Origin of the sequence: Novosphingobium sp. EMRT-2 (assembly GCF_005145025.1) — a bacterium.
GTDB lineage: Bacteria > Pseudomonadota > Alphaproteobacteria > Sphingomonadales > Sphingomonadaceae > Novosphingobium.
This window is the reverse complement of the sequence record NZ_CP039695.1, coordinates 1119037-1131383: the sequence shown is the minus strand read 5'-3', so window position 1 is coordinate 1131383 and position 12347 is coordinate 1119037. Positions and strand designations below refer to the sequence as shown.

Genomic DNA, 12347 nt, shown 5'->3' with positions numbered 1-12347 from the left:
ATTTCGGCGCTGTTGCCCGCAGTCGCGCGAGTTTTCCTAACATGGGACATGCTTATCGGCTACATTGGTCTTTTTAGCCTTGTAACCTTGCCGGGAAAAAGTTTGTCACGACGCCGGGGTTATGGCAGAGCGGCGGCAGGTAAGACGGGGTAGCATGAAGACCATAATTCCTGTTGTTTTGTGCGGCGGCAGCGGCACGCGGCTGTGGCCCCGATCGCGCAAGGCGATGCCCAAGCCGTTCCTTCCCCTTGTTGGCGACACCACGCTGTTTCAGGCGACTTTGCTGCGCTGTCCTCCGGATGCGGGCTTCGGCGATCCGGTGGTCGTCACCGGCACTGCGCACCTCGCGCACGTGGAAGCGCAACTTCCCCATCCGGATCGGACGGCGATCATCGTCGAACCCGAAGGCAAGAACACGGCCGCCGCCATTGCTCTGGCGGCGCTGCGTCTGCCCGAAGACGCGATCATGCTGGTCTGCCCCAGCGATCATCACATCGGCGATGTCGTGGCGTTTCAGGCCGCAGCCCATGCGGCGGCCGCGCTTGCTGCGGACGACTGGCTGGTTTCCTTCGGGATCGCGCCGACCACGCCCGAAACCGGCTTCGGCTATCTCAAGCACGGGGAAACCATTGGTGATACCGGCGGTTCCAGGGTCGAACGCTTCGTCGAAAAGCCCGATCTCGACCGCGCCCGCCAGTTTCTGGCCGACGGCGGCTATTCGTGGAACGGCGGCATCTTCGCCTTCCGTGCCGGGGCGTTCCTGGCCGAGCTGGCCGCGCATCGCCCCGCCCTGATCGCCGCAGTGCGCGAAGCGGTGGAGAAGGGCGTGGAGGAAGGGCATCGCTTCCACCCCGATGCGGCCGCCTTCGCCGCAATCGAAGGCGAATCGGTCGATTACGCGGTGATGGAGAACACCGATCGCGCCGCGATGGTGCCGGCGGTGATGACCTGGTCCGATATCGGCAACTGGCAGGCGTTGCACGAAGCGCTGGAGCGCGATGGTGCGGGCAACGCGATCAAGGGGCGGGTGGAACTGAAGGATTGCGCCAACGTTCTGGTGCATACCGACGGCCCGCGCGTCTCTGTGGTCGGAGCCACCAACCTGATCGTGGTGGTCGACAAGGACGAAGTTCTGGTCTGCACGCCGGAAGGCGCGCAACTCGTCGGCAAACTCTCGGGCGCGGCAAACCAGTAGCGCTCGCGGGATGGCTCGCAGGGGTTGCGGCACGCGTTGAGGTCCGGTTGATGAAGCTCACCACCCGATCCGTTGAGAAGCCTTGGGGGCGTGACACCCTGCCGGCCCCATTCCCACCGCCGCATGGCGGCGCGCGCATTGGCGAAATCTGGTTCGTGCCGCCGCCCGAACTGCCCTCGCTGCTGGTCAAGTACATCTTCACCTCCGAGAAGCTTTCGGTCCAGGTTCATCCTTCCGACGCGCAGGCGGCGGCCATGGGCGAATCCGACGGCGGCAAGGAGGAATGCTGGCTGGTGATCGATGCCGAGCCGGGCGCGACGCTGGGCGTCGGTTTCCGCGGACCAGTGGACGCGGAAGCCTTGCGCGCCGCCGCGCTGGACGGATCGATCGAGGAGATGCTCGTCTGGCACCCCGTCTCCACAGGGGATTTCTTCTACATTCCGGCCGGCACCGTCCACGCCATCGGCGCGGGGGTCAGCCTGATCGAAATCCAGCAGAACAGCGATATAACCTACCGTCTCTACGACTACGGTCGCCCGCGGGAACTGCATCTGGACCGGGGTGTGGCGGTGGCGCGGGGCGTCCCGCTCGATCCGGCGCTGCGGCGCGTGATTCCTCCGGAAGGCACCGTGGAGTTGGCCAGCGGGCCTTACTTCACCGCACATCGCGTCGATGGCGTCCCGGGTGCCGCGCTGGCCGATGCCTATGCCGGCCCGTGCCTGATCGTGCCGCGTCGTGGCGACGCGGTGGTTGAAGGGGAAGCCGTGCGGCCCGGCGAATGCGCCAGCGCCCCCGGTATCGGCGCGGTGCGCTTCGATCCCGCAGGGCAGACGATCGTCATTCGTCCTGCCTGAGCACCCACGCGGCAAAAAACGCCTTCAATGCCAGAGCCAAAGCGAAATCAGGGCTTGAACCCGAAGGGGTGTCTCGCCTAATCTGCGCCTGCGGGGTCGCATTGCAGCACTATCGGTTCGCGTGGAGTGAAGAGGCAAAAGCTTCCACTCCTTTCCGCTACCGGCAGGAACGAGGGGCAATGCTGGGCAATTCGATCCATCCGAAGCGGCTTTCGACCGCTTTCCGGTCCGTCCCGCGATTGGGTTATCTGGCTGCGATTCTGTGCGTCCTGATGGCGTGCGCTGCGCTGTCGGCTGCCCTGTTCGTTCCCGCCGCGCCGCTGCAGGCCCAGAACGCGGGTGGCTCGCTCCGCGCGCATCAGGGCGTGGCGAGTTGTGCCGGCTCCACCTGCCACGGCCGTAGCGTGGCCGACGGCACGCCGGTGCGGCAGGACGAATTGCTGCGATGGCAGGAAGAATCGTCGCCCACCGGTGCGCACAGCCGCGCCTATCGCGCCATCGTGGAACCACGCGGGCAGGCGATCGTCCGCCGGATGGGGCTGGACGCCGCCGGCGTGCAGCGCGAATGCCTGGGCTGTCATGCGACGCCCGGTGCCGTGCGCGTGGCCGATGGCGTCGATTGCGAAGCCTGCCACGGCAACGCGGGCGGCTGGCTTTCCACGCACTACACCGTCGGCGCCAGCCACGGGCGCAATGTCGCGCAGGGGATGACCGATCTTACCGTCCCGCGGGTGCGCGCGCAGGTCTGCCTCGATTGCCACTTGTCCGGAGACGGCAAGGGGCAGTTCATCGCCCACCGCATCATGGCGGCGGGCCATCCGCGCATCTCGTTCGAATTGGACCTGTTCTCGACGCTCCAGGCCCATCACAACGAGGATTCGGACTACGCCCAGCGCAAGGGCGGAAAGACCAATTCGATGCGGATGTGGGCCGTGGGGCAGGCCGAGGCGGTCAAGCGCTCGCTCGAACTGTTCAGCCAGCCCGGCAAGGCCAGCGATGGCCTGTTCCCCGAGTTCACGTTCTTCGATTGCCATTCGTGCCACCGCCGCATCTATGACAGCGACGAGGCGACGGTATCCGCGATGCCCAATCCGGGCCGCCCGATCCATGCCGGGATGCCGCCCTACAACGACGAGAACATGATCATGCTGCTGGCGGCGGCGAAAGTGATCGCGCCCGATCTGGCCGGCAATCTCGATGCGCGCAGCAAGGCGTTCCACCGCGCGATGGGCGAAGGCCGGGCGCAGACGGTGCAGGCGGCGCAGGCCTTGCGGCAGGCGGCGGATACGCTTTCGGCTCGCTTCGGCTCCGCCACCTTCACCCGCGAACAGACGTTTGCGGTGATGGACGCCATCGCCAGCGATGCGGTCTCCGAACGCTTCACCGATTATGAAGGCGCGGTGCAGTCGGTCATGGCGATCGACACCCTGCTCAACGGCCTCGTCAATCAGGGCGCGGTTTCGGGCGGTTCCGCCAATGGCCTGCGCGTGCAGATCAACCAGGCCTACGCCGCCGTGCGCGATCCCAATGGGTTCCAGCCGATCGCTTTCCGCCGCGCACTGGGCGGCGCGGTCCGCAGCATCCGGAGCCTGCGCTGATGCCGGAGTCTGCCCTGATGAAAGTGAGGCAGCCCCTGCGTCAGGCGGCTGCTCCCGGTGTGATCGCTAACCGGGCGGTAGCGACTCTGGCGTCGTTTTCGCTCGCGCTGGCGGGTTGCGGCGGCGGTGGCGGTTCCTCGCCCACGCCTTCGCCCACACCCGCGCCAACGAGCAGCGCGCGCGTCTATGCCGCGCCGACGCAGGAATCGCTGACGCCGGACGACGTCAAGAAGATCATCGCGCAAGCGGTGGGAGAGGCGCGCGCGCTCAACTATCCGGCGATCATCGCGGTGGTCGATCGCGTCGGCAACGTGCTCGCGGTGTTCCGCATGAACGGCGCGCTGACGCGGATGGATACCAGCCGCCGCACCGCCACCGGGGAAATCAGCCCGCGCGAAGTCGATGCGCAGGGGCTGACCGTGGAAGCGACGATGGGCGCGATCGCCAAGGCGATTACCGGCGCCTACCTGTCCAGTAGCGGCAACGCCTTTTCCACGCGTACCGCCAGCATGATCGTCCAGGAACATTTCCCCCCCGCGCCGAACACGCCGGGGCTGGAAAGCGGCCCGCTGTTCGGGGTGCAGTTCAGCCAGTTGCCCTGTTCCGATCTCAACACGCGCTACATCACCAACAACCTGGGCGCGGCAGCGTTCATCGGGCCGAAGCGGTCGCCGCTGGGCCTCGCCGCCGATCCGGGCGGCTTCCCGCTCTACAAGAACGGCGTGGTGGTGGGCGGAATCGGCGTCATGGCCGACGGCGACTATGGCTATGATCCCAACGTCGCCGACGTGGACGGCGATCCCGAGGAATACATGGCGTTGGCCGGCATCCAGGGCTTTGCCCCGCCGGACAGCATCGTCGCCAACATGATTCCGGTCGATGGCTCGACCTTGCGCTTTTCCGATGCGCGGGTGGAAGGCCTGCACGCGCTCCAGACCGATTTCAACGCGATCAACAATACCGTGGGCACGCTGGTTCCGGTGAACGGATACTATCCCGGCGGCGTGGTGCTGGCGGGCACCGCCTATGGCAGCGAAGCCAGCGGCTACCGCTATGCCACGTCGGGCGAGTTCGCGAACGCCGATGCCTTCGTGCTGACGGACGGATCGGGCAACGATCGCTACCCCATTCGCGGCGGCACCGATGGCGCGGACGTTACCCAGCCGCTTACCGCCGCCGAAGTGCGCGCGGTGCTGGAAGAAGCGTTCAAGGTGATGAGCCGCGCCCGCGCGCAGATTCGCCGCCCCCTCGACAGCCGCGCGCAGGTGACGATCTCCATGGTCGATACCTATGGGGCGCCGCTTGGCGTGGTGCGCGGGCCAGACGCGCCGATCTTCGGCACCGATGTCTCGCTCCAGAAGGCGCGCACAGCCGCGTTTTTCTCCGGGCCGAACGCCGCCGCGCAACTGACCGGCGATCTTGACGCCGAAATTCCGGCGTTCGTCCAGCGCGTGCGCGATTTTCTGGGCGATCAGACCGCGCTGACCGGCAAGGTCGCCTTTGCCGACCGTTCGGGCGGCAACCTTTCGCGCCCGTTCTTCCCTGATGGCGAAGTGGGGCGGCCCAACGGCCCGTTCTCGCGCCCGATCACCGATTTCAGCCCCTTCGCCACGGGCCTGCAGATTGCGCTGGTCAAGGCGAACCTGATCCAGCACGCGGTCTTCGTCGAAGGCTCGCTCAAGGCGCAGGACGTGGTGCAGCAATGCACCGCCGTTCCCAACGCGCCCAACGGGAAGAAGCGGCTGGCCAACGGCATCCAGATTTTCCCCGGTTCGGTGCCGATCTATCGCGGTCGCCAGCTGGTCGGCGCGATCGGGATTTCCGGCGACGGCATCGATCAGGACGACATGATCGCGTTCCTGGGCGCGAACAACGGCGGGCTGCGCGTCGGCACGATCGGCAACGCGCCCAAGGACATGCGGGCCGATACGATCGTGGTCAACGTGGGGCAGGGCGTGCGGCTGCGCTACGTCAACTGCCCGTTCGCGCCGTTCCTCGACAGCAACGAACAGAACGTCTGCGAGGGCCTGTGATCGAAACCGCCGCCCTGTTCCTGCCCGTGCTCACCGCCGCCACGCCGCTGCCGGCAGCGGCTGTTGCGCCCGGCGCGCTCGTCCCGGCGGTGGCGCTGATGCAGTCCGCGCCCGCCCCGTCTGACACGGCGGCCGGCAGCGCGGCGGCGCCTGCTCCGGAGGCGGCGGCACCGCCACCGGCATTGCCCGGCGGCGCGACCGAAGCGGACGATGCCCTGATCGACGGACGCCGCCGTCCCGGCTTCAACAAGGAACTGCCTGACAAGGTCGATCAGACCAATCCCGGCGCGGTTTCCGCCCCCCCGCCCGAAGCCTATTACGACAAGTACGATGGTGAAGGCCCCGTGGGCGCGCTTGGCCTCGACGTTGGCGTGCCGGATCGCTGGCGCATCATGGGGTCGCTCTGCCCCAAGAAAGACCCGCAGACCGGCGCGCGCGATCGCGCGCTGTTCACGCTGTTCCCCAAGCTGGAATACGTCTGCCATTCCACGCTTGATCCCTTCCACCATTCGTTGCTGAAGGGCGATCATCCGCTGTCGAAAGGCCAGCGTCCGGGCTTCCTCAAGGGCGACGACTGGTTCTTCATCGCCAACGCCGTGTCCGATACGGTGATCGAACCGCGCACGTTCCCGATTCCCGTGGGCAACCAGACCACCACGCGGCCCAACTCGATCGACGTGTTCGGGCAGAGCAACAGCCTGGTCCTGTCGCAGACCTTCATCGCGGGCTTTTCGCTGCTCAAGGGCATGACCGCGTTCAAGCCGCCCGTCATCGAATACCGCGTGGCCGTGGGCGCCAACATCACCCATGTCGAAGTGCCAGAACGCCGCGTGCTCTATGTGGAACCCTCGAAAGGCACCACGCGAACCACCGGCTTCGTCGGCCTGCAGGAAGCCTTCATCGACTACCACATCGGCCGGTTCGATACGAAGCGCTACGATTTCGTCTCGCTGCGCGCCGGCATCCAGCCGTTCCAGTCGGATTTCCGCGGCTTCCTGTTCAACGACAACCAGCTGGGCGTGCGCCTGTTCGGCAACCGCGACAACAACCGCTGGCAGTTCAACCTCGCCGCGTTCTGGCGGATCGAGAAGGACACCAATTCCGGGCTGAACGACGTGACGCAGCCGCTGCGCCGCGACTGGATCTTCACCGGCAACATCTACCGCCAGGATTTCCCGTTCGTCGGGCTGACCAGCCAGGTTTCGCTCACCTACAACATGAACCGGGAAAACCGCTACAAGTCGGACAAGAACGGCTTCCCCGCGCGCCCCGCGCTGCTGGGCGACATCCGCCCGCGCCAGTACGACGTGGTCTATATCGGCTATGCGGCGGACGGCCACGTCGGCCGGATGAACCTGACCGCGCAGGCCTATGCGGCGCTGGGCGAGGACCGCAACAGCTTCATCACCAGCCGCCCGGCCGTCATCAAGGCGTTCATGGCTGCGGCCGAGGCCAGCTACGACATCAACTGGATGCGCTTCCGCCTGTCCGGCCTGTGGGCCAGCGGTGACAGCAATCCCTATGACGGCACTGAAGGGGGCTTCGACGCCATCTTCGAGAACCCGCAGTTCGCCGGGGCCGACACCAGCTACTGGATTCGCCAGTCGATCCCGTTCGCCGGCGGCGGGCGTGCGGTTTCGCTCAACGGGCGCAACGGCATTCTCAATTCGCTGCGCACGTCCAAGGAACTCGGCCAGTCGAACTTCCTCAACCCCGGCACGGTGCTGGCGGGGCTGGGCGGCGATTTCGATCTGCTGCCCACGCTGCGCGTCAGCGCCAACGTGAACCACCTGTGGTTCCAGAACACCCGCATCCTGCAGGTCCTGCGCAACGAGGGCTCGATCCCCAACAGCATCGGCTGGGATACCTCCGTCTCCGCGATCTGGCGGCCCAACGCCTCGCAGAACCTGGTGTTCCGCCTGTCGGGCGCCGTGCTGCACGCCGGCAGCGGTTTCCGTGACCTCTTCGCGCAGGAAGGTGGCGGCAGCCGCTACTACTCCGTCCTCGCCAACGCGACACTGGCCTTCTGATGACCCAGCCTTCCGCCTTCCGCCGTCCTGCCGCCCTGTTTCGCCGGCTTCGCGCCCTGCCGCTGGCGTGGCTGCTCGCCGCCTTGGCCGTTCTGGCCGTGCCCAGCGCGCTGTGGGCCTCGGGCGAGGAAGTGCCGCAGAAGGTCAAGTACGTCCGCGCACCCGCCGCCCCGCGCGGCCAGCCCGGCGATACGGCGGAGGAGCAATGGGCCTTCGTCGACCAGAAGAACGCCGGCTGCGTCAGCTGCCACACCGCCAGCGACCACAAGACCATGCACGCCAGCTCGGCGGTGGTGCTCGCGTGCGTGGATTGCCACGGCGGCAACAACCAGGTCGTCGCGGACCGGAGCTGGAACCGGGGCAGCATGGAATACGTGGGCGCGATGAAGGACGCGCACGTCCTGCCGCGCTTCCCGGTGGCGTGGGGCTGGCCGTCATCGGCCAATCCCAAGCGGTCCTATGCGCTGCTGGCCAAGGAAAGCCCGGAATTCATCCGCTTCGTGAACCCGTCGGACTACCGCGTCGCGCGCGATTCCTGCGGGGCCTGCCACATGAACATCATCGAGGCGTCGGAACGCTCGCTGATGTCCACCGGCGCGATGCTGTGGGGCGGCGCGGCCTATAACAACGGCATCGTCCCCTTCAAGAACTACCTGTTCGGGGAAAGCTTCACCCGCCAGGGCGAACCCGCGCTGCTCAAGTCCGCGTCGAAGGAAATCGGGCCGGACGGCAAGCCGATGTGGGGCACCGTCACCCCGCAGGAAAAGGCGCGCGGTGCGCTGCCCGTGCTCTATCCGCTGCCGCGCTGGCACACGATTCCGCCGGCGGACGTGTTCCGCGTGTTTGAGGATGGCGGTCGCGCGATCAACCCGCAGTTCCCCGAAATTGGCCTGCCCAACTCGACCGGCCTGATCCAGCGGCTGGACGAGCCCGGCCGCCCCGATCTCAAGCAGTCGAACCGCGGCCCCGCCACGGGCCTGCGCGTGGCGATTCCGGTGCTGAACATCCACAAGACGCGCCTGAACGATCCGTTCCTGTTCCAGATGGGCACCAACGACCAGCCGGGCGACTACCGCTCCTCGGGCTGCGCCTCGTGCCACGTCATCTACGCCAACGATCGCGAACCGCGCCACAGCCTGAACTACGGCAAGTGCGGGCGCGACGGGCAGACGATCACCGCCGATCCCACGATCAACTCGCTGCGCGAAGGCCAGCACCGTGCCGGCAAGTACGGCAGCTATGACGCGGCGAAGGAAGAGCACAAGACGCGCGTGCGCGGCACCGTGCTGGGCGGGCAGGGCGGCTATCTGCCCGGCGACGCCAGCGATTCGGCCGCGTCGAAGGATCTTGCCGGCGATTGCGCGCGCGCCATTGCGTCGGCGGAACAGCTCAGTTTCTCGCCCGCTTCTGGCGTCGCGCCGCACGGATCGATGGATGCGCATGCTATGGGCCAGGCCGAAGCGCACGCGATGGCGGGGCTGGACAAGGCGGGCCATGCGGTGCCCGCTCCTGCGGGCGGTCACGACGATGGCCCGGTGGCGATGCAGGACCGCGAACGCGGCCACCCGCTGGTTCACGCGTTCACCCGCGCTATCCCCACGGCGCAGTGCATGAATTGCCACATGCACCAGCCCAACATCTTCCTGAACACTTACCTCGGCTACATCATGTGGGACTACGAATCCGATGCGGATTCGATGTGGCCGGGGCCGGAGAATCGCGCGCCGAAGCCGGCGGGCATGTCCGACGCGGACTACCAGCGCATCTTCAAGAAGCAGTTCCACCCGAACATGGCCGAAGCGCGCGAGATTCTCGACCGCAACCCGGAAGCGGCGTCCACGCATGGCCTGTGGCGCGACGTGGAGTTCCTGCGCAACGTCTATGACCTGAACCCGCAGCTCAAGAATACGCAGTTCGCGGACTACCACGGCCACGGCTGGAACTTCCGCGCGATCCTGAAGCGCGACAGGCGCGGCAACCTGCTGGACGATGAAGGCGATATGTCGAGCTACGGCACCGACAAAGCGCACATCGTCAATCCGGACGATCCGGAAAAGTGGCGCAAGAACGGTGAGGGCAAGTTCGTCGAGCCGGGGCCGGACAATCCGGGCAAGACGGTCCACATGATGGACATCCACGCCCAGCTGGGCATGCAGTGCGCCGATTGCCATTTTTCGCAGGACAGCCACGGCAACGGCATGATCATGGGCGAAGTGGCCAACGCGGTGGAGATCGGCTGCAAGGACTGCCACGGCACGCCCGACGCCTATCCGACGCTGATGACCTCGAACCTCGCCGCGCCGCCCAAGGGCAACAACCTCAGCCTGCTGCGCAACGCCGATGGCCAGCGCCGGTTCGAATGGATGAAGGCGGCCGACGGGCGCCGCGTGCTGATCCAGCGCTCGATCATCGATCCCAACCTCTCCTGGCGGGTCAGCCTGGTGAAGGATTCGGTCGATGCGCGCTTTGCGGGCAAGGTCGACGATCTGGGCAAGCCGATCTTCAATCCCAAGGCCGCGCGCGCCAAGCTGATGGCGAAATCCGCCGCGCAGGATGGGGTGTACAAGTTCGGCACCGGCGTTCCCAAGGAACAGCGCGCCCACCGCGATGACGACATGGCGTGCTTCACCTGCCACCTCTCGTGGACCACGTCGTGCGCCGGCTGCCACCTGCCGATCGAGGCGAACTGGAAGTCCACCACGCACAAGTACGAGGAGGACTACACCCGCAACTACGCGACCTATAACCCGCAGGTCGCGCGCGACGACATGTTCCAGCTCGGCAAGCACCAGCGCAACAAGACTTCCGGTTCCGATCCGGTGCAGTTCGACAAGGACGGCAACCCCGTCAGCGGCAAGGCGATCACCGCGCCGATCCGCTCGTCCTCCGCGCTGATCCTCTCGTCCACCAACATCAACCGCGAACGGATCTACGTGCAGCAGCCGCCGATCTCGGCGATCGGCTATTCCTCGCAGGCGTTCGCACCGCACTTCCCGCACACCGTCCGCAAGAACGAGACCAAGCAATGCACCGACTGCCATCTCAGCCAGCAGGACGACAACAACGCGATCATGGCGCAGCTCCTGTTGCTCGGCACCAATTACGTGAACTTCGTCGGCATGAACGCCTGGTTCGGGCTGGACGGCGGGTTCGAGGCGGTGCGCGTCACCGAATGGGACGAGCCGCAGGCGGTGATCGGCAGCTATCTGCATCGCTATGCCTATCCGGACTACTGGAAGCAGCACGTCGAGAAGAACGGCCGCGAACTGAAGGACTGGACGCGCGGCGGCGTGATCGACGGCAAGCTCTCCGAAGAGACCAAGGGGCGCGAACAGTTCACCAACGTCACCAAGGGGACCTCGGACGCGGTCCGCTGCCTGCAGATGCGCGGCGAATACATGTTCGTGGCCGAAGGGAAGGGCGGCTTCCGCGCCTATGACATCGCCTCGGTCAGCAACAAGGGCTTCTCCGAACGCATCACCACCGCGCCGTTCTCGCCGCTCGGGCACGACACGCACGTGGATACGAAGAACGCCACCTGCATGGCGCTGCCCACCAACCAGGCGATCGCGCCCACGCGCAACACGCCCGAACTGCGCCATCTCAACCAGGAGCAACCGTTCTCGCCGATCTACCACTACGCCTTCGTCACCGATGCCGTGGAAGGGCTGATCGCGGTCAACGTCGATACGCTGGCCGATGGCGAGTTCCGCAACAACTTCTTCCGCCGCGCGCTGACGTTCAATCCGGACGGCGTCCTGACGGGCGCGCGGCACATCACGCTCGCGGGCGATTATGCCTATATCCTTACGGACAAGGCGCTGGTCACGGTCCACCTGCCCAAGCCGTGGTCGCCGGGCAAGCCCTGCGAGGCGAGCGAGGAGAAGGGCGGGGAGACCTGTCTCGATCCGCGCGTCACCTCGGTCGTGCCGCTGAAGGACCCGCGCGCCACGGCGGTGCAGTTCCGCTACCTGTGGGTGACGACGGCCAACGGCCTCGAACTGATGGACGTGACCAACCTGGCGCAGCCGGTGCCGGTGCCGCAGGCCACCGTGCCGCTGGCTGATGCCCGCCGCGTCTATGTCGCCCGCACTTATGCCTATGTCGCGGCCAAGGCGCAGGGGCTGGTGATCGTGGACGTGACCGCGCCCACGCGCCCGGCGATCCAGCAATCGTTCACCGCCGATGGGCAGTTGAACGATGCCGAGGACGTGATCGTCGCTTCCACCAACGCCTCGCTGTTCGCCTATGTCGCGGACGGGCGGAACGGGATGAAGGTGGTGCAGCTTACTTCACCGTCCAGCCAGCCGAACTTCTACGGCTTCTCGCCCGAACCCCGGCCGGAACTGATCGCGTGGGCGCACACGCCCAGCCCGGCGCTGGCACTGTCGAAGGGGCTGGATCGCGATCGCGGCGTGGATGAAACCGGCGGGCAGATCGCCATCTTCGGCCGGCTGGGATCGCGTCCGTTCAACCGGGCGGAGATGGAGGAACTGTTCCTCAACGATCGCCGGGAACCGTTCCGGGTCTCGAACGCTGTCGACATGAATCTCTGGGTGGGGGCCACCACCGCGCCGCAACTGATGGCCAAGGTCGACCGGTAGTTATTGCTTCTGACGGGTTGTGGAGAGGAATGG

Annotated in this window: 6 protein-coding genes; all 6 read left to right on the top strand. The window is 66.4% G+C overall.

What is annotated here, in order from left to right; translation table 11 throughout:
• The first annotated feature begins 154 nt into the window (after positions 1-154).
• The 6 genes from FA702_RS05550 to FA702_RS05525 all read left to right on the top strand — a co-directional run bounded on the left by FA702_RS05550 (position 155) and on the right by FA702_RS05525 (position 12314).
• On the top strand, positions 155-1195 hold the full coding sequence (locus FA702_RS05550; protein ID WP_136955342.1) for a mannose-1-phosphate guanylyltransferase: 1041 nt from the start codon (positions 155-157) through the stop codon (positions 1193-1195).
• Between the two features lie 50 nt (positions 1196-1245).
• Entirely contained in the window at positions 1246-2049 is an 804-nt protein-coding gene (locus tag FA702_RS05545; protein WP_255504728.1) for a class I mannose-6-phosphate isomerase, read from the top strand.
• Positions 2050-2228: 179 nt separating this feature from the next.
• Complete coding sequence (locus tag FA702_RS05540) at positions 2229-3647, top strand: multiheme c-type cytochrome (RefSeq protein WP_136955340.1); 1419 nt, start codon at positions 2229-2231, stop codon at positions 3645-3647.
• A 17-nt stretch (positions 3648-3664) separates the two neighbouring features.
• Positions 3665-5680: a heme-binding protein gene (locus FA702_RS05535; protein WP_136955339.1), complete on the top strand. Its 2016-nt coding sequence runs from the start codon at positions 3665-3667 to the stop codon at positions 5678-5680.
• A gap of 98 nt (positions 5681-5778) precedes the next feature.
• Positions 5779-7710, top strand: coding sequence for a hypothetical protein (locus FA702_RS05530; RefSeq protein ID WP_255504795.1), 1932 nt, complete (start codon positions 5779-5781; stop codon positions 7708-7710).
• Positions 7710-12314, top strand: coding sequence for a multiheme c-type cytochrome (locus FA702_RS05525; protein WP_136955338.1), 4605 nt, complete (start codon positions 7710-7712; stop codon positions 12312-12314). The genes FA702_RS05530 and FA702_RS05525 overlap by 1 nt, the downstream gene beginning before the upstream one ends.
• Positions 12315-12347 lie beyond the last annotated feature (33 nt).

What these genes read in the sequence shown, in the direction of transcription:
- FA702_RS05540 (WP_136955340.1), top strand. Translation starts at nt 2,229, where the DNA reads ATGCTGGGCAATTCGATCCATCCGAAGCGGCTTTCGACCGCTTTCCGG.
- FA702_RS05525 (WP_136955338.1), top strand. Translation starts at nt 7,710, where the DNA reads ATGACCCAGCCTTCCGCCTTCCGCCGTCCTGCCGCCCTGTTTCGCCGG.
- FA702_RS05545 (WP_255504728.1), top strand. Translation starts at nt 1,246, where the DNA reads ATGAAGCTCACCACCCGATCCGTTGAGAAGCCTTGGGGGCGTGACACC.
- FA702_RS05535 (WP_136955339.1), top strand. Translation starts at nt 3,665, where the DNA reads ATGAAAGTGAGGCAGCCCCTGCGTCAGGCGGCTGCTCCCGGTGTGATC.
- FA702_RS05530 (WP_255504795.1), top strand. Translation starts at nt 5,779, where the DNA reads ATGCAGTCCGCGCCCGCCCCGTCTGACACGGCGGCCGGCAGCGCGGCG.
- FA702_RS05550 (WP_136955342.1), top strand. Translation starts at nt 155, where the DNA reads ATGAAGACCATAATTCCTGTTGTTTTGTGCGGCGGCAGCGGCACGCGG.